This window comes from Moorella humiferrea (assembly GCF_039233145.1).
GTDB lineage: Bacteria > Bacillota > DSM-521 > Neomoorellales > Neomoorellaceae > Neomoorella > Neomoorella humiferrea.
In genome coordinates, this window is record NZ_CP136419.1 from 1,567,404 (window position 1) to 1,585,313 (window position 17,910).

Annotated in this window: 19 protein-coding genes and 1 riboswitch; all 19 genes read right to left on the reverse strand. The window is 57.4% G+C overall.

What is annotated here, in order from left to right; genetic code table 11:
• Positions 1–21 precede the first annotated feature (21 nt).
• Positions 22–1,356 (reverse strand): type 4a pilus biogenesis protein PilO, encoded by a 1,335-nt coding sequence (gene pilO, locus MHFGQ_RS08150; RefSeq protein WP_106006098.1) that lies wholly within the window; start codon positions 1,354–1,356, stop codon positions 22–24.
• Positions 1,353–1,988 (reverse strand): PilN domain-containing protein, encoded by a 636-nt coding sequence (locus MHFGQ_RS08155; protein ID WP_106006099.1) that lies wholly within the window; start codon positions 1,986–1,988, stop codon positions 1,353–1,355. Before MHFGQ_RS08155 ends, pilO begins: the two co-directional genes overlap by 4 nt.
• On the reverse strand, positions 1,985–2,893 hold the full coding sequence (pilM, locus tag MHFGQ_RS08160; protein ID WP_106006100.1) for a type IV pilus biogenesis protein PilM: 909 nt from the start codon (positions 2,891–2,893) through the stop codon (positions 1,985–1,987). Before pilM ends, MHFGQ_RS08155 begins: the two co-directional genes overlap by 4 nt.
• 25 nt (positions 2,894–2,918) lie before the next feature.
• Entirely contained in the window at positions 2,919–4,310 is a 1,392-nt protein-coding gene (locus MHFGQ_RS08165) for a hypothetical protein (RefSeq protein WP_146127169.1), read from the reverse strand.
• Between the two features lie 55 nt (positions 4,311–4,365).
• Positions 4,366–4,872, reverse strand: a complete 507-nt coding sequence (locus MHFGQ_RS08170) for a hypothetical protein (protein WP_106006122.1) — start codon at positions 4,870–4,872, stop codon at positions 4,366–4,368.
• Complete coding sequence (locus MHFGQ_RS08175) at positions 4,869–5,267, reverse strand: prepilin-type N-terminal cleavage/methylation domain-containing protein (RefSeq protein ID WP_106006102.1); 399 nt, start codon at positions 5,265–5,267, stop codon at positions 4,869–4,871. The genes MHFGQ_RS08170 and MHFGQ_RS08175 overlap by 4 nt, the downstream gene beginning before the upstream one ends.
• Positions 5,264–5,743, reverse strand: a complete 480-nt coding sequence (locus MHFGQ_RS08180; RefSeq protein ID WP_106006103.1) for a type II secretion system protein — start codon at positions 5,741–5,743, stop codon at positions 5,264–5,266. Before MHFGQ_RS08180 ends, MHFGQ_RS08175 begins: the two co-directional genes overlap by 4 nt.
• A gap of 46 nt (positions 5,744–5,789) precedes the next feature.
• Positions 5,790–6,533, reverse strand: a complete 744-nt coding sequence (locus MHFGQ_RS08185) for a prepilin peptidase (RefSeq protein ID WP_106006104.1) — start codon at positions 6,531–6,533, stop codon at positions 5,790–5,792.
• Positions 6,534–6,782: 249 nt separating this feature from the next.
• The gene (locus MHFGQ_RS08190) at positions 6,783–7,415 is read right to left on the reverse strand and encodes a prepilin-type N-terminal cleavage/methylation domain-containing protein (protein ID WP_170066362.1); all 633 of its coding nucleotides are present in this window, start codon (positions 7,413–7,415) and stop codon (positions 6,783–6,785) included.
• Between the two features lie 154 nt (positions 7,416–7,569).
• Complete coding sequence (locus tag MHFGQ_RS08195; protein WP_245907894.1) at positions 7,570–8,148, reverse strand: type II secretion system protein; 579 nt, start codon at positions 8,146–8,148, stop codon at positions 7,570–7,572.
• A 304-nt stretch (positions 8,149–8,452) separates the two neighbouring features.
• Positions 8,453–9,010: a prepilin-type N-terminal cleavage/methylation domain-containing protein gene (locus MHFGQ_RS08200; RefSeq protein ID WP_106006106.1), complete on the reverse strand. Its 558-nt coding sequence runs from the start codon at positions 9,008–9,010 to the stop codon at positions 8,453–8,455.
• 244 nt (positions 9,011–9,254) lie between these two features.
• Entirely contained in the window at positions 9,255–10,463 is a 1,209-nt protein-coding gene (locus tag MHFGQ_RS08205; protein WP_106006107.1) for a type II secretion system F family protein, read from the reverse strand.
• A 55-nt stretch (positions 10,464–10,518) separates the two neighbouring features.
• Positions 10,519–10,602, reverse strand: a riboswitch (cyclic di-GMP riboswitch).
• 55 nt (positions 10,603–10,657) lie between these two features.
• On the reverse strand, positions 10,658–11,677 hold the full coding sequence (locus MHFGQ_RS08210; protein WP_106006108.1) for a type IV pilus twitching motility protein PilT: 1,020 nt from the start codon (positions 11,675–11,677) through the stop codon (positions 10,658–10,660).
• Between the two features lie 167 nt (positions 11,678–11,844).
• Positions 11,845–13,497 carry a GspE/PulE family protein gene (locus MHFGQ_RS08215; RefSeq protein ID WP_106006109.1) on the reverse strand — a complete coding sequence of 551 codons (1,653 nt, stop codon included), beginning with the start codon at positions 13,495–13,497 and terminating at the stop codon, positions 11,845–11,847.
• 63 nt (positions 13,498–13,560) lie between these two features.
• Positions 13,561–14,634: a 3-dehydroquinate synthase gene (aroB, locus tag MHFGQ_RS08220; protein WP_106006110.1), complete on the reverse strand. Its 1,074-nt coding sequence runs from the start codon at positions 14,632–14,634 to the stop codon at positions 13,561–13,563.
• Positions 14,613–15,134 (reverse strand): shikimate kinase, encoded by a 522-nt coding sequence (locus MHFGQ_RS08225; RefSeq protein ID WP_106006111.1) that lies wholly within the window; start codon positions 15,132–15,134, stop codon positions 14,613–14,615. Before MHFGQ_RS08225 ends, aroB begins: the two co-directional genes overlap by 22 nt.
• Before the next feature lie 4 nt (positions 15,135–15,138).
• Entirely contained in the window at positions 15,139–16,344 is a 1,206-nt protein-coding gene (aroC, locus tag MHFGQ_RS08230) for a chorismate synthase (protein ID WP_106006112.1), read from the reverse strand.
• Between the two features lie 113 nt (positions 16,345–16,457).
• On the reverse strand, positions 16,458–17,330 hold the full coding sequence (locus tag MHFGQ_RS08235) for a shikimate dehydrogenase (RefSeq protein WP_106006113.1): 873 nt from the start codon (positions 17,328–17,330) through the stop codon (positions 16,458–16,460).
• A 49-nt stretch (positions 17,331–17,379) separates the two neighbouring features.
• Positions 17,380–17,889 carry a YqeG family HAD IIIA-type phosphatase gene (locus MHFGQ_RS08240; RefSeq protein ID WP_106006114.1) on the reverse strand — a complete coding sequence of 170 codons (510 nt, stop codon included), beginning with the start codon at positions 17,887–17,889 and terminating at the stop codon, positions 17,380–17,382.
• Positions 17,890–17,910: the final 21 nt, after the last annotated feature.

A 17,910-nucleotide genomic window follows, 5' to 3' on the forward strand; every position in this document is an offset into this window, starting at 1 on the left:
AGGGGCGGGAAAATATTCCTGCTAATCTGCAGGCGAAAAATGGAGGCTGGCCAGGGTGGCCAGTAATTGATCGTAGTCACCAATACCGCCAGCCTGCCATTCCAGGCTGAAGGTCAGTTGCTGGACGAGGAAGAGGGGTAAATCCAAGTACTGGGGGTAATCACCCGGCCTGATTTCTCCCTGATAAAGCTGCCGGCCGTCGGCAAAAATAGTGACTTTAACTTTACCGCTGCTGTTGGCAAAGCTATCGTCGATGCCGGCATACCCCTGGAGACGAGTATACCGGCCGCGGAGATCGACCTTTAATTCGGCTTTAGTTTTATCTTTGCTTAGTGTTACGCCTATGCTGCGGCCCAGGTTCATACCGGCCAGGGCCGCCGGACGCTTCAGAACATAGAAGGGCCCTACATTGCGCAGCACCCGCAACTCTTCCAGCCAGACATCCCCGTTGCCGGCCAGGGGTTCCTGGAAGGCCGGGCCGGGAACCAGGCCATCCTTGGCGAGTCGGGGTAAGGTATATTGAGGCGCCTGTCCTACATCTGCCGGGGACGCAAGCACAGGTTGGGTTGCCGGATTTGTTCCCGGGTTACCCGCAGGTGCAGGGGATGCAGGGGGCAAATTTTGAGGCACTGTTCCTGAAACCGAAGCTGTCGAAAGGCTAGCGGGTTTGTTCCCGGCGGTCTCTCCCTGGCCGGGAGAAGCTCCTGCCCCATTAGCTCCATCCCCGGCAGCAACCGCCCCTGCCGGAGGTGTGAAACCATCGACCCGCCCGGACGGAAAAAGGGCTACGGCCGCCGGAAGGGGATTGCCTTCCCCTAGGTCGTATAGGTCAATAATAAAGCTGGCCTCGACTGCTGCGTTGTTGCCCTGGCGCGCCAGGATCTTTAAGTTATGGATGGCCGTCAGGGCCGGCAGGGATTCCAGCTGACTTATGTAATCCTGCAGCGCCGGGTAGGGGCCGCTAACGGTTACTTCATAGGGATAGACCCGGAAGGGGTCTCTCTTTTCCACAGGCAGGGGCCGGAAGGCCAGTACCTGTAGGGACTGGTCCCGGGGCTGAGCAGCCTCCAGGAAGGGTGCTGTACCCCGGAGGGTAAAACCCAGGTGGAGCCTGGCAGCCTCCCATGCGGCCCGGGCCTGATCGGCTTTTTTGGCCAGCTCGGCTGCAGATGCTGCTGCCTGCCGGGCGGCAGCCAGGCGCTCCTGGCCTGCCTTGAGCCTTCCCCTGAGGTCCCGGTAGGCCGGCAACTGCTGCCCTAAAACTACATAGTTGAAGAAAATAATCCCTACGACAACGACCAGCAAAACCAGCAATATTTTTTCCCGGCGGCTGAACTGGTAGGTACCAAATTTCATTTACTGTTGCCTTCCCTGTTTGCGTTTATGGAATCCGGGGTTGCTCTTGTTGCATCGCTTGGTGCGGGAACTGCTCTTGCAGTCTCTGATTGGCCCGTCTCTGGCCGCGTACCTTTAAAAACAGCCTGGATGGTAAAGGTAAGGCTGCTGCCATTACCCTTCACTTCCTGAAGATTGACGGCCTGCCACAGACCGCTTGTCTGCAAGTTATTTAAAAGATTACCGATGGCCTGGAGGGAAGTACTACCCCCGGCTAGGATTAGTTCTCCTTTGGCTTCGTTTGCTTCCAGGCGGGTCAGCCAGATCTCCCGCGGCAGGGCATCGTTTATTGCAGCCAGGACCGGCTGCCAGCGCCGCCTTTCCTTTACCAAACGCTGCAGTTCCCTTTCCTTCTGCTGCCATTCACTAATGGCGCTTTTACTGGTCTCTGCCTGCTGCGCCTGTGGTTCATACAGAGCCAGTTGCGCCTCCACCCCGGCAACGCGCCTGGCCGTCAGCCCCCATTGGACCAGGAAGATAAAATAAAGGGTTACGAGAAATCCTGTCAGGGCCAGGGCAATGGCAGTTCTCCTGGGCAACGACCGCCGCCGCGGGAGGTACTCCGGGGGTAGTAAATTAATAGTCACACTCATATTTCCCTCTCCCGCAAAGCCAAGCCCATGGCTACGGCCAGGGCCGGGTCTGGGGACCCATTGAAGCCTGTCCCCGGGCGGCCGATAATTACCGTTACTCCCAGTTCCTCCCCGTAGTAATCGACCAGGCCCTCCACCTGCGCTCCCCCTCCGGTAAGGATGATGCGCTCCGGGTTAAAGGCCGTCCCGGCCTGGGAACGGTAAAACTCCAGGGAACGCCGGATCTCCTGGACCATTTCGGCCATACGGCTGCTACCAGTTATACCGGGCTGGCTGAGTTCTCCTGCGCCAATGGCTACTACCCGGCTGAAAAGGGGTCGTCCCTCCCGGGCCAGGACCAGGTTGCTCCAGCGGCCGCCGATGTCGATTATCACCGTGCTATCGCCGGCCTCTCCGGCTAGGGCGCGGCAGAGGGCCAGGGGCACCAGGTCAATGGCCACCAGGTCCAGGCCGGCGGCATGGAAAAGCTGGTATAAGCTGGTCACCTGTTCCCGTGGCGCCGCGGCCAGGAGAACCGGCATCTGGCCGGCATCCGTACCAGGGTCAGCATCCAGGATGGTCCAGTCCACTACCATGTCCCGGGCCCCGGTGGGCAGGTAGTTTTCGATTTCATAGGCCATGCCGCTCTTGAGTTCCTCGGGGGTCATCCGCGGCAGGCGTAGGTAGCGAACGATCACCCTTTCCCCACTGACGGCCGTCACGGCCCGGCGACCGCGCCAGCCGGTCCGGGAGGCTGCCTCGGCAACGGCCGCCACCATGGCCTGGGTATCAGCCAGGCCACCCTGGGGAGACGGGACGCTGGCCGTCAGCCACTGCCGGCCCTGGTAAACAGCCGCCTTGACGGCAGTTGTACCGAGGTCGATGCCCAGGTATTGGGGTTGTCTCCTGAATCTTGGCCAGCGCATCCAGCAGTCAACTCCAAACAGCTCTTTAATATAGGGAAGCCCCGCGCCAGGATAGGATCTGCCAACCTGCTGCGGCCAGAGCCGGGCTCAGGAGCTGTACCCGGTTATTATCATAGATAACTTCCAGCTGTCCTTTGATGTGACCATGGCCGCTACCTTTTTTACCACCTTTGCCACGGCCCTCATTATTGAAGTTGCCATGGTCCTCACCTTGGTTATCGCCATTACCGTGGCCATCATCTTCGTCTATCTCTTCAATGCCGCCTGTCACAAGACTGCCGTTAATGGTACTGGCGGCACCCTGCTTGTAAAAATAGCCTTCGCTCACGAGGACAACATCAACCGTTACACCGCCATCCAGGATTATATCATTTCCTGCCACAAAAGCCCAGGCGTCGCTGCTGGCAGTTGCCCGTATATCTTTGTTCAGGGTAATATCCCCGGCCGCGGCAATAATGGCTTTGCCGGTATAAAAATCAGTATCATTACCTCCACCCTTACCATTGCCGTGATCCCAGTTACTAATGATTAAATCACCGTTACAATACAGGATCTTTATCCCGTTATCTCCTGCCGGAGCATTATCGACAAAGTCCTGGAGCCTGGCTAGGGTGTATTCCCCCGCCGGGAGGGGATACCCGCCGGTGTAAGGGGCCACCAGGTCACCGGGCCAGGCAGGGAAGGAAAAGCCCAGGCCCTTGATAATCTGACCGTCTACCCGGCCGTAATAATTGGGGTCGTTGCCGTATTTGTCGGTAAACTGGCCCACGGTGGCGTCGCCGCGGATGGTGCCGTAATTATATAGGTAGCGGCCGGTAACCACACTGCCCTGGACGGTGGTGTTATTTTGAATGGTTAAATCCACCCCGGTAGCAACGTTGCCGCTGGCCCCCTTTTGCAGGTAAATGCTGCCTGTGGCAAAAAGATCGCCGTTAATGGTCAAGGGGTTCTTTACGGTTATGTCCCCGGCGCCGGCCAGGGCATAACTAAAAAAGGGGCGGGCCAGATCAACCTCTATGGCTCGCTGGACCCCATCTATTTCCCCAACGGAACGCAAGCGATAACTTGCAGCCTGCGACACCACGCTTACGCTGATGATCCGTCCCTTTGCCGGAGGCAGGTAAGTTTCTCCCAAACCGTCCCGCCAGCCGGGGTTATGGCGTAGTCTTGCCAGGGCCAGGTTGATGCCGGCTTCGGCCAGGTAAGTGGCCTGGGTAATTTTGACTTCATTAGCCGCGCCCTGGCGCTCCACCAGGGAGAGGGAAAGGAGCCCCGCCCCCAGGAGGGAAAGGACCAGGATGGCCAACAGGACCCCCGGCAGGGCGCTGCCGCGCCGGTGCCAGCATCTCTCCGACAACCCCACCCCATCAATTCTCCCCTTGCCTGTAGCTATACTCCGCCGCCAGGTGCCGGCCAAAGAATATCACCTGCAATAAAAATCATTACCAGAATCTTTACCAGCAAGTTAAACGCTAACCTCCAGGGTTCATCACCCTGAGCCGCAGGGCCGCCGCGGTAGTTACGTCAAAGTTCCGTCCTTCGGCGTCCCGCGTAACCAGGTGAATGGTTACGATTTTACTGTTTTCCGGCGCCTCTGGATGGTCATAAAAAAATTCCAGGGTCTGCACCCCATAGGCCAGGAGATTATAGCCGCTGAAGCTTAAAGATCCTTTATTTTTAACAGCCCGCCGGAGATCGCTACCGCTCAGCTCATATTTAAACTGGTTTCCGGCCGCGTCAGCAATTATAAGGGTATATCTCCCCGAACCGCTAACCACCTGGCCGGCCGCCTGGATCTCCCTGGTCATCTGCATCAGGGCCACGCGGGCATTCTGCTGGGCATCCATGCGGTCCCAGCCGCGCTGCCACCATTTTAAACCCGCCTGGAGGATGCTCAAGGAAGCCATAAGGACCAGAACCATCAGGCTGGCGGCAATTACAGTTTCAATTAAAGTAAAGCCGGCCCGCCGCCACTTCAAGGCCACCTGGCAACCAGGGTTGCCAGTTCCACCTGCCCCGCCGGGTCATTCACCGGGCGCACCCGCACCATCACTTCCTTCACCTGTAGGACGAGGTCATAATCTGTTATAGTTATCTGGTACTCATATCCCGGCCGGCCGGGATAAGCCTGCCAGGTGCCGCCAGCTGCAGGCAGGGAGGCCAGGCCATTATAACCGCCTGCCAGGTAGGTTTCCATGCGTTCCCGGGCCAGATTCAAAACTATGGTCTCCTGACCACCCCTGGTATAACTCCGGGCGGCGGTAGTAAACATACTCAGCATTGGTACTAGCACAGCCGCCAGCAAGGCTGCTGCCACCAGGACTTCAATCAGGGTTAGACCACGGTTGTTACCAGGCCACCAACACTTTTTCACGTCGTTTTCCCCGCCTTGACCCGGCCTGTAACCGGCAGGACAGTAATATAGTAATAGCGACCGTAGCGATCCTTTAAGACGATGTCGCCGCTGGCCGAGGGAACACCTTCCAGGTTAAAGGCCAGCTTGCTGCCTGGAAAGGCCACGCTGGCAAAAGATACCCCCGCCGGAAGTTTGGTTTCTTTTACAATCTCTGTATCTTTTCTGACCCGGTACAAATTATTAACGGTATCAAAGAGAATAGTGCGGTGGTAATCTTCGCCGCTAATGGCCATTTGCTGTACTTCTCGGATATCGCTTACCAGCTGCCAGGCCGCCGTCTGCACCTGCCACCATGCCAAACTCTTAGCCACTACCGGCAGGACCACCATAGCCAGGAGCCCGGTGATGGCCATGACAGCTACCATTTCTATCAGGGTAAAACCGCGATCTCTCTGCACCGCCTGTGTGGAACCATATTTTTCCGTCCCCGCCATATCAACCGCCGCTATATAAACTGCTCACGCTTCGCCTTTCATTACTTTACATAAACCTAACAAGATACCAGTGCAACATTTTCTCGCCAAAAAACAACGCCAGCAGTCCCCCTATGGTGATAAAAGGCGCGAAAGGAAGGGGGTCCTGCCGCTTTTTCCGGCCGGAAACCAGCAAGCAAACGCCCGCCAGGCCACCTGTGACCAGGGAAAGGAAAAGAGCCAGAGATGCCAGGGGCCAGCCTAGATAAAGCCCCACCATACCTGCAAGCTTGACATCCCCGCCGCCCATGCCACCATTACTAATTACGGCAACCAGCAGCAAAAATCCTGCTGCCGCAGCAATTCCCCCTAACGCAGCCCAGAACCCCACATCCCGCGCCAGCAGGCTTAAAAGAATACCACCGCAGGCACCGGTCACCACGAGGCAGTCAGGGATCAGGTAGTGCTCCAGATCGATGAAGCTGGCGGCTACCAGCACGGCGCTTAGAAAAAGGTATTTTACCAGGAGCCAGGAGAGGCCGAAATTATAAAAAAGGGTGGTAAATACCACGCCCGTGACAAGCTCGACTAAAGGGTATCGAGGGGAAATCGGCAGGCGGCAGTAACGGCACCTGCCCCGCAAGAGTAGGTAGCTTAATACGGGTATAAGGTCGTACCAGGCCAGCGCACGCCCGCAAGCCGGGCAGCGGGAACGGCCCCAGACCACCGTTTCTCCGCGCGGCAGGCGATAGATGACCACGTTGAGGAAACTACCGATAAAAAGACCCGCTAAGAAAAAAAACACCAGCATGACTTTTTCCTTTTACTCCTACAAAAATTGCTTAATCACTTTTTGCTTATCCATGAATAATCTTATGTCAATCTTACGCCACGACAAGCCCCTTACTGGTCCTTAGAAATCAAAATGTAGAATCAAAATGTAGGTAATACTGCTGTTAAACTTGACAACATCTGCTCCCAAATCTTAACTAGTTCTATCAGGGTAAAGCCGCGGTTGTCTCGCTGCAAGTTTGATGAATTAATCACTATTAACCCCTCTTTATTGCGTAGCCACTACTACCTGGAGGTAACCGTTACCATTGTAATCAACACCACCGCCACTCTGCTGGTAAAACACATAGCCCCTCGATAAATCGCCATCATCCAAGATCCTGTCAATCGCCTCCAACGATTCACGAGGAATGTGACCGTAATCCTCCAGCGTTACAATTCCCACCTTGCTTACCGTCATGCCTGTTCCCGGTACAGGGTAATCGCGCCAGTAATTCCAGGTGTAGACGTCACCCCAGGGATGATGTGACGGCCACTTCTCAAGGTACGGGCCATCCCACGCAGCCAGGTTTCCTCCATAACCAACATTGGGATTATCCGTTTGCCACGAGCTATCAGGCTTGCGAACGAATCCGGGATCGCTTCCATTCTGCAAAGGCTCACCAGGAGGGTGTCCTTTAGATCCCGGAAGGTCTCCCACATCGGCGTAGTAGGTCATTGCCGCGTTACTGATTGCTCGAAGATCCGCAACCGCCCTGGAAACCTTACTCTTCTCTATAGCCCTGAACGCATTAGGGGTAATGATGGCCGCCAGCACCCCAATGATGGCGATGACCACCAGAAGCTCCACCAGGGTGAAGCCACGTTGGTTGTTCAGTTTTTGCCTTAGAATATAAAACACTTTAAATGCACCCTGCATTTTCTGTTCGTTTAGGCTGGGGGACCCCTGAAAAAATGCCAGCAAGAGCATAATTCAGGCAGGTCTAAATAAAGACGGACGGCAGTTTGTTAAGCAACCCGCTGCTGTCCTGGCCTTACCATTGCGGTGCCACCGCTTAGTAAATCCAATCGGTAATCTTTAAGGTAACTTTGTGCAAACTAGGATTAACATCATCTTGCCCCTTATAATAAACTTCAAAGGGACTCAGTTCCGCCAGTTTGTCGGCGCTGGCCTCGGGGATTTCATGAATAGTTACAAAGATTCCCTGTCCGGGCCAGCACTCATAATCGTACCTGCCTCCCCAGGCGGTCTTCTGGGTTAGGGAGAAATCTAGATAAGGTCCCTGCCAGCGGGAATTAAGTCTATCTCGATATTCCTGCTCCGTCAAGCCCATAGCCGCGATTGTATCAGCCCTATAAGTAACAGTGTCCGGTTTTACTCCCAGACCTGGATCTTGGTGCCAGGGCTCCGGGTCAGCCGGGAAGAAACCCACATCGGCATAAAAGGCCAGCACCGCCGACTTTAAGGCGGTCATATCCCGAATCGTTCTGGAAATTTTAGACTTCTCCACTGCCCTAAAAGCATTGAGGGCGATGATGGCGGCCAGGATGCCGATGATGGCGATAACTACCAGAAGCTCTACCAGGGTGAAGCCGCGGCTGTCCCGGCGAAGACAGGTTAAGCCCACATTCACTTGCCCACCTTCCTCCACCAAAACACGCGGACCGCCGACAGCGCAGCAACTGCAAACCAAAAGTCTTGCTCCTATCATTTGCGCCATTCGCGTATACCAGAGTCGGCTTCGACATCACGGTAACCAGCTGGCTACTACCGCCAACCTTCTTAAGTCATACCACCCGCGCCACTAATGTTGCACAGGGTGCTGCGGCAGCCCCGGCACCGTATCACACCGAGGCTGCCGCTCTTTCTGGGCCGTTAAGGCCAGAACTCCTGCTGTCTTGCTAAAAACCCCGTCTGTTTTCTTTATTAAAGAAACCTTACTCGTCTTTCGAAATCAAAATGTAAAGGACAGTGCTACCTGATTTTGCTTTTACAACATCTGTACCAAGGTCTTGTTGTAAAATCATTGCAGAGCTGCCATCTTGAAGGGTACCGTCACTTTTAACACCTGGCACATTTTCCAACTGAAGCCACCTAGCTGTTGTTCCCCAACTCCAGCTGCCGTCAGGAGGAGCACCCTGTCCGTAATAGTATTTTCCGCCCCAAGGGTTCTTGTCCTTCCACCTTTCCAGGTAGGGGCCGTTCCATGTAGACGGGGCACCCCCACTCCACTTATTTTTGTCCACAAGGCCAGGATCTACACCCCAATCTGTTGACGACGGCGGCCAAGTCCCGGTATCTGTATACGCATTCAGCACCGCTGCCTTAATCGCCTTATAATCCGCTTCCGCCGCCGCCACCTTGCCCTTTTCGATGGCCTTGAAGGCGTTGGGTGCGATGATGGCGGCCAGGATGCCGATGATGGCGATGACCACCAGAAGCTCGACAAGGGTGAAACCCCGCTGGTCCCGCGCCTTTTTCAGTCTCTGCCACATAAATAAATCAACCTCCTTGATTTTTTTGCCTGCGCTTTTTGCTTTCCTGCTGCCAGCCCGCCGGGGAAACCTACAAGTAAATCACCCCCCTCTTACCCGCATTATTATCCCCGATCTCAAACGCGGCAGGATGCAGAGTTATCCTGGCACTCCTCGACATTGAACCGCCGGCCAGGGCATTGTCATGAGGGCAGGCTGCTAGGATAGCCACCGGCAAAACGAGAAAAAAGATACCCCCGCGCCTCTACCTTATGCCGCCCAGCATCTGAAAGTAGGGCAGAAAGACCGAAATTACGATCACCCCCACAATGCCACCAAGCCCGACAATCAGGATTGGTTCTATGAGTGAGGCCAGGCGGGCCACGACCGCCTCCAACTCCTGCTCATAAAGAGTCGCCACTCGTTCTAGCATGGCATCCAGGGCCCCAGTTTCCTCGCCTACCGTAATCATCTCCACCACCATGGGAGGGAAGACGCCGCTCGCTTCCAGTGGAGTCGCCAGGCTCTGCCCATCGCGAACGCTTTCTGCCGCCCGCTCCACCGCGCCAGCCACCACAGCATTGCCCACCGTACGCCGCACTATTTCCAGGGCCAGCAGGACCGGTACACCGCTGTGCAGGAGGGTACCCAGGGTACGGCTGAAACGAGATAGAACCGCCTTATGATGCAGGGGACCGAAAATTGGTAAACGAAGGAACAAACGGTCGACCTGGTAGCGCCCCGCTGGCCTTTGCTGCCAGCGGTAAAACCCGTAACTGGCGCCGGCCAGGAAAAGGACCAGAAAAGGCCACAAGCGCCGTAACCCTTCACTTAGCCCCATAACCAGGCGCGTCGGCCAGGGCAAGGGCACCTGCAAGCTGTTCAACATGACCTGGAAGGAAGGCAGGACATAAGTCAGGAGAAAAATAACTACCAGCAGGGCAACCATGCTGACTATCGCCGGGTAGGTCAGGGCTGACTTGACCTTTTCCTCTACCTCATGTTCCCGTTCCAGGTGCCCGGCCAGGCGCTCCAGGGTCTCGTCCAGGGCCCCACCCAGTTCACCGGCCTCTACGGTGTGAATGAAAATAGGCGGGAAGACCCGGGGCTGCCGTTCCAGGGCCCGATAAAAGGCCTCCCCGGACTCCAGGTCCTGGAGAAGCATACCGATACTTTCTCGCAGAGAAGGATTTTCTGCCTGTCGCTGTAAAATATGCAAGGCCGTCACAATCGGCAGGCCAGCCCCCAGCATGGTCGCCAGCTGGCGGCTGAAGAGGGCCAGGTCGCGACGGGATACCGGACGCCGGAGAAGGCGCCGCCAGTCCCTCGCTGGGGTTACAACTGCCGGCCGGCAGTAAGTAATAAAAATCCCTTGCCGGCGCAGTTCCCTGATGGCCAGTTCCTGGCTTTCCGCTTCAATTGTCCCGCTAACTGCATTCCCCCTGGCATCCCTTCCCCGGTAGGCAAAATTCATGCTTTCCCTCCAAAATATAAATAGCCACCGGCAACAGGGAAAGATAGAACTCTTCCCCGGCAGCCCGGCGGCCATGGACAGCGTCTACAGGCCCGTAGCTTTGCGCCCCTGGCTTTCGCCAGGTTTGCCTTGAACGAGGATATATGGACATTAATTCGTCATAAAAAGGCAAGTTCCTGCTAATCCTGGCTCCGTTAACCATTGTTTAATTCTCTATCCGTTATTACCCCTCTGGTGACCAGCTGCCGCAGAGCCATGTCCATGGTCTGCATGCCGTAGCGGGCTCCCGTCTGCATGCTGGAAACAATCTGGTGGGTTTTACCCTCGCGGATCAGATTCTTGACAGCCGGGGTAGCAATCAGCACTTCCACGGCGGCGACCCGACCCTTCCTATCGGCCCGCGGTAAAAGCTGCTGGGTGATAACCCCTTCCAGGGTGTCAGCCAGCTGGATACGGACCTGTCCCTGCTGGTGGGGCGGGAAAACGTCAATGATCCGGTCCACGCTCTGGATGGCACTGCTGGTATGTAAAGTCGCCAGGACCAGGTGGCCCGTTTCCGCGGCCGTGATGGCCGTGGCAATGGTCTCCAGATCGCGCATCTCGCCGACCAGGATAACATCCGGGTCCTGACGCAGGGCGGCCCGCAGGGCACTGGCAAAGGAACGGGTATCTGAACCCACTTCCCGCTGGTTGACGATGCTACGGCGGTGCTGGTGCAGGTATTCGATGGGGTCTTCCAGGGTAATAATATGGCAGCTGCGTTCCCGGTTGATTTTATCCACCATGGCCGCCAGGGTGGTGGACTTGCCGCTACCCGTCGGCCCCGTCACCAGGACCAGGCCGTGCTGTCGTTCCGCCAGCTCGGCCACCACCGGCGGTAATCCCAGGGTTTCCAGGCTGGGTATTTCCCTGGGTATAAGGCGGATGGCTGCGCTAACGCTCCCCCGCTGGTGAAAGACATTGACCCGGAAACGGCTTACGCCGGGCAGGGAGTAAGCCAGGTCTATTTCTCCCCGCTCTTGCAATACCTCCCACCTCTCGCCCACCATAGGCCGTACCAGGGCGGCCGTCATCCCGGCATCAAGGGGCTCCCACTGGCGCTGAACCTGGAGTTCGCCGTGGACCCGGAAAACCGGCGGCAGGCCAACAGAGAGATGGACATCGGAGGCCCCGGCGGCAGCCGCCGCCCGTAGGATGGTTTCAATGTCGAACATTTTAATCCTCCCGGATAAAGCCAGGATAACAAACGCAAGGATTTTTAATAGCCAACTGCTACCAATGTTAATAAACAACGTATGGTGCCGGGCTAACTGCAAAGGGCAGGACTATGAATTCAAGATCAATGGAAGTATATGCCACCCGGGACAGTACAGTCTGGTCTTTACAAACCGCCCAGGGAAACACGCAGGACTTCACTTACCGTGGTAATTCCCTGGCGGACTTTTTCCAAGCCGTCCTCGATTAAAGGCACCATACCGGCAGCTACGGCCGCCTCTTTCAGAGTCATGGCCGGTGCCTTGGCGGTCACCAGGCTGCGGAGTTCTTCATTCATCACCAGTACCTCCTGGATGGCCGTCCGGCCGGCATAACCGGTAAAGCTGCAGCGCTGGCAACCCCGACCCCGCCAGAGTTCTTCTACTGCTGGCAGCCAGGTCTTTTCCAAAGACCCCGGTTCGGGCCGGTAAATCTCCCGGCAGTGGGGGCAGAGCCGGCGTACCAGCCGCTGGGCCACTACGCCGATAAGGGAAGAGTTGACCAGGTAAGGTTCAACGCCCATATCTAAGAGGCGGGTGACGGCCCCGGCAGCGTCATTGGTATGAAGGGTGCTGAACACCAGATGGCCGGTGGTCGCCGCCCGGACGGCGATGTCTGCCGTTTCCCGGTCGCGAATTTCTCCTACCATAATGATATCGGGATCCTGGCGCAGGATAGACCGCAGCCCGGAGGCAAAGGTCAAGCCTGCCTTGGGATTGACCCGCACCTGGTTGATGCCGGGCAGCAGGTATTCTACCGGGTCTTCAATGGTAATGATGTTTTTTTCCGGCGAGCTTAAAATGTTAAGGGTGGCATAGAGGGTCGTCGTCTTACCGCTACCAGTGGGACCGGTAATGAGGAGCATGCCGTAGGAACTGTGGATGAGATTCTCAAAGCGTTCTTTTATGGCCGGCAAAAATCCCAGGTCGTCCAGGGAGAGGAGCATGGCCTCCTGGTCCAGCAAGCGCAGAACGATCTTTTCCCCGTAAACTGTGGGCAGGCTGGAAACCCGCAGGTCGACGTTGCGTTTACCCAGGGTAAACTGAAATCGACCGTCCTGGGGAAGGCGCTTTTCGGCAATATCCATGCCCGCCATGATCTTGATCCTGGAGATCAGGCTGCTTAGAACCCCCAGGGGCAGGCGGGTTAACTCCCGCAGCAGGCCATCCACCCGCAGGCGTACGCGCACCTCCCCCTCCTGGGGTTCGATGTGGATATCGCTGGCCCGCATCTGGATTGCCTGCTGGATAAAGCTGTTAACCAGCCGTACAGCCGGTGCCCCTTCGGTACCGCCGGCACCGGGAGCTTCCAGGGCAGCGGCGGCCGCCTCGCTCATGCTGGCAGCAGTTTCCTTCTGCCAGAACCTGCTCAAAGCCTCTTCAATTTCCCTTTCAGCAGCTATAGCCGGCATGATCTCCTTGCCGGTAGCCAGGCGCAGGTCGTCCAGGGCCAGCAGGTTCAAGGGGTCGGCCATGGCTACCAGGAGACGGTTACCGTCCAGGCGAATGGGAATGGCCTGGTAGCGCCGCGCCAAGCCCTCCGGCACCAGACGCACCACCTCCGGGTCCAGGTGGTAGTCGGCCAAGACGACTTTGGGAATGCCCAGCTGAAATTCCAGGACTTCCAGGATGCTCTCTTCGGTGATGAAACCCAGCCGCACCAGTACCCTTCCCAGGCGTTCGCCGGTACGCTTTTGTTCCCGCAAGGCCTCCTCTAGCTGGGCCGGGGTGATCATCCCGGCCGCAATTAAAAGATCCCCCAACCGCCGCCGGGTATCCATCTTGCTCCCCTCCCGCAACATTCATTCTTTAGCAGGCGAGGGTGGCTAACCTCCGGAAATTCCTCAGCAAATAACCGCCATAATCTCCTCTAAACTAACCGGGGTAACCTGCACCCTGCCCAGCCGTTCCGGCAGGACCATGCGCAGCTGGCCCTGGCGGACTTTTTTATCATGGCCCAGGGCCGCCTGGAAAGCAGCAGGTTCGACGGCCGGCAAATCAACCGGCAGGCCCGCCCGCTGCAGCAACCGCACCAGGCGGTTGGTTTCCTCTTCCGAAAACATTCCCCGCCGGACGGCCAGGCGGGCGGCAGCTACCATCCCCATGGCCACGGCTTCACCGTGACGGTAGGCGGCAAATCCTGTTACGGCTTCTACGGCATGACCGATGGTGTGGCCAAAATTTAAAATAGCCCGCAACCCACTTTCCCGCTCATCCCGGGAAACTATTTCTGCTTTCAGGGCACAGGAGCGCAAAACGATGGTTTCCAGGACACCTTCTTCTCCATTCAGGGCGCCTTCCAGGTGATCCTCCAGGTAGGCAAAAAAGCCGGCATCCATGATCACACCATACTTAATGACTTCTGCCAGGCCGGCCCGGACTTCCCGCGGCGGCAGGGTGGCCAGGGTTGCCAGGTCGGCTATGACGGCCGCCGGCTGGTAAAAGGCGCCGATGAGGTTCTTACCCCGGGGATGGTTGACGGCCACCTTACCCCCTACGCTGGCGTCCACCTGGGCCAGGATAGTGGTGGGAATCTGGATAAAAGGAACCCCACGTAGCCAGGTGGCGGCGACAAACCCCGCTACATCTCCGACCACGCCGCCGCCCAAGGCCATGATGGCTGCCCCGCGCTCGATACCGGCTGCCAGGGCAGCATCATATAGTTCAGCCGCAACTTTAAGGGTTTTGGCCTCCTCCCCGTCGGGAACCAGGGCGAGATGCGGCTGAAAACCGGCTGCTTTGAGGCTTTGCTCCAGGGTGGGCCAGTAATGGCCAGCTACAATGGCATTGCTTACCACCAAGCAGGGAGCGGCCAGGTCCAGGTTTTTAAGCAGGGATCCGGTTTGCTTTAACAGCCCGGAGCCACATATAATTTTATAACTACGTTCACCCAGGTCTACTTTAAGTTCGCCAGCCATAATTTTAAAGCCTCCTTTATTTCTCCGGCCACGGCGGCTGCGTTTTTGCCATCTGTCTCAACATAAACGTCGGCAAAGGCATAATAGGGCTCGCGGTGCTTGATGAGTTCTGCCACCTCTTCCTGGCGCCGGCCCTGGAGGAGGGGGCGGTCCCCGGTCACTCCGGCCCGCTGCAGGGCCGTTTCCAGCCCTACCTGGAGCCAGACGACTTTGTTGCCTTCCCGCAGGCGCTGGACATTGACTCCGGAAAGGACGGCCCCCCCGCCGGTGGCGATAACCACCCGCCGGGATGCGGCTGCCCGGGCAACTGCCGCCTGCTCCAGTTCCCGGAAATATTGCTCTCCGTAGCGGGCAAAAATTGCTTTAATAGACAAACCGGCATCCTCTTCGATCATGGTGTCGGTATCCAGGAAAGGCCAGCCCAGGCTGGCTGCCAGAATCTTCCCTACTGTTGTTTTGCCGCTACCCATAAAGCCGATCAAAACAATATTACACGGCATGGTGTCAGCCTTCCCCCTTTCCTTGCCATGGGTTCGGCCGTCCTTTGCTTTCTCTCCCCGGGCCTTCCATTAAATACTGCCGGTAAGCGGCCATTCGCCCTTGGATTTCCGGCAAATAATCGCCCCCGAATTTTTCCAGCACGGCCCCGGCCAAGACCCAGGCCACCGCCGCCCAGGCCACCACTGCTGCCGCCGGGACGGCACAGACGTCAGAACGTTCAACTGCCGCCGTGACAGGTTTCTTGGTTAGGAAATCAACACTGGGCAGGGGTTGCATCAGGGTGGGGATAGGCTTCATGGCTGCCCGCAGGACAAGATTTTCGCCATTGGTCATGCCGCCTTCCAGGCCGCCGGCGCGGTTGGTGGGATGGTAAAAGCCGCGCCCTTCGCGGTAGGCGATGGCATCGTGGGCCTGGCTTCCCGGAATACTTGCAAGCTCAAAACCGGCTCCGATTTCTACCCCTTTGATGGCCGGGATGCTCATTAAAGCCTGGGCCAGGCGGCCGTCTAGGCGCCGGTCCCAGTGAACATGGCTGCCCAGCCCGGCGGGAACCCCGGTTGCCAGGACTTCCACCACCCCTCCCAGGGTATCCCCCTTTTGCCGGGCTTCTTCAATAGCGGCTACCATGGCCCGGCTCGCTTCCGGGTCGGCACAGTAGACGGGCGACTCCCATGCCTGCCGGGCGGCACTCAATTCTACCGCCCCTTTGACTGCAACCGGTCCGATCCGGACCACATGGGCCGCCAGTTCAATCCCCAGTTCTTTGAGCAACGCAGCAGCCGCAGCCCCGGCCGCCACCCTGGCAGCCGTTTCCCGGGCACTGGCCCGTTCCAGGATATTGCGCAGGTCCGCCTGGTGGTACTTTAAGCCCCCCGCCAGGTCGGCATGCCCCGGACGCGGCCGGGTGACGACGCGTTCGGCCCGGGCCTCCGGTCCCGGAGCCATAATTTCCTGCCAGTTGGCCCAGTCTCGGTTGGCGATAAATATAGCTACCGGGCTGCCAAGGGTATAGCCGCCCCTCACTCCGGCCAGGATTTCCGCCCGGTCCCGTTCAATGGCCATGCGCCCGCCGCGGCCGTAACCGCCCTGGCGGCGGGCCAGCCACGTGTTTATCTCCGCAGCCGTCAGGGGTACCCCGGCCGGCAGCCCTTCTATTATTACACTTAAACCCCGCCCGTGGGATTCCCCCGCGGTAAGATAACGCAGCAATATATCTCCTACCTCTCCTAAATATCCCAGAATTCTATTTCCTTGCCGTCCAGCCCGCGGATTAGCTGCAGGCTGCCTACCCTCCGGCTTCGCCTGTTATCAAGATATAAGGCCTACTTAGCAACCTGAGAAGCTTGGAGGGCTTTCCGCAATGCTTGTCCCATAATTTCTGCCGGTGCCGGCTTTCCCGTCCACAGGGTGAAAGCCGCCGTCCCCTGGTACAGGAGCATCCCCAAGCCGGATACAACATGGCAACCCCGCTGCCGGGCTTCCCGCAAAAGCTTCGTTTCCAGGGGGTTATAGACCAGATCGTAGACCCATTGCCCGGCGTTGAGCCAGGCGGCCGGCAGGGGTACGGCTCCCACCATGGGGGCCATGCCGGCACTGGTGGCATTTACCACCAGGTCGGCCCCTTCTAGCCTAGGGCGCAGCTCTTCTTCTTGCAGGGTACAAGCCCTAACGGGAACCCCCAAACCGGTCAGAGCGGCTGCCAGGTGCCCGGCCCGCTCCACGGTGCGGTTGGCAATGGTCAGCGTAGCGCAACCGGCCCCCGCCAGGGCAAAGGCCACCGCCCTGGCCGCTCCCCCGGCCCCGAGGATGACTGCTTTCTTGCCGGCCGGGTCAAAACCGGCCTCCTGGAGGGAGCGCAGAAAGCCGCTGGCGTCAGTATTGTAGCCGGTGAGGCGCCCGCCTTCATTGACTATAGTATTCACGGCTCCAATCCGGGCCGCTGTGGGGTCAACTGCATCCAGGTATTTAATAACTGCTTCTTTATGGGGTACCGTAACATTGGCGCCCAGGAACCCCATGGCTTTAAGCCCGGCCAGGGCAGCCGGCAGGTCGGCAGGAGTAACGGCAAAGGCCAGGTACACCAAGTCCAATCCGGCGTTGGTAAAGGCGGCGTTCTGCATTAAAGGCGATAAAGAATGTTCTACAGGATAACCCAGAAGGGCCACCAGACGCGTTGAAGCTTTTACCTGTAACATGGCCTGCCCCGCTATTTCTTTTAATAATCGGGATATTTAAAACTAGTTTTTATAAGTCCTTTAAATCGCTGATCACAAGGTGTTTAGTTATCAATTTTTCTAACTGGCGCATCAGCCTGGTGCCAAAGAACTCGCGCTTATTTATGGGCATCACCAGGATCGTAAACAGCCCCAGGCGGTTTCCCCCCAGCACATCGGTAAAAACCTGGTCGCCGATGACGGCAGTATTACCAACTGCCGTTTCCATGACGGCCATGGCCTGGTAAAAGGCCCGCCGCCGGGGTTTACCGGCCCGGGAAATTCCGGGAATACCAAGGTGGGAGGCTATCTTTTTAACCCTCTCATCCCGATTGTTGGAAACCAGACATGCTCGTAAGCCTTGCTTCTTTAAATCCATAAACCACTGATAAACTTCCCGGTCCAGGGTTGCCCGTCCCCATTCGGTCACCGTATTATCCAGGTCAATAATCAAGCCGCGGATGCCCCGGGCCTTTAAAGCTGCTAGGGGTATATCCCGCAGGGAGCGTACGTAGAGGTCAGGTTGCAGCAGTTTGAGCATGTTTCACTCCTTAGGTTAGGC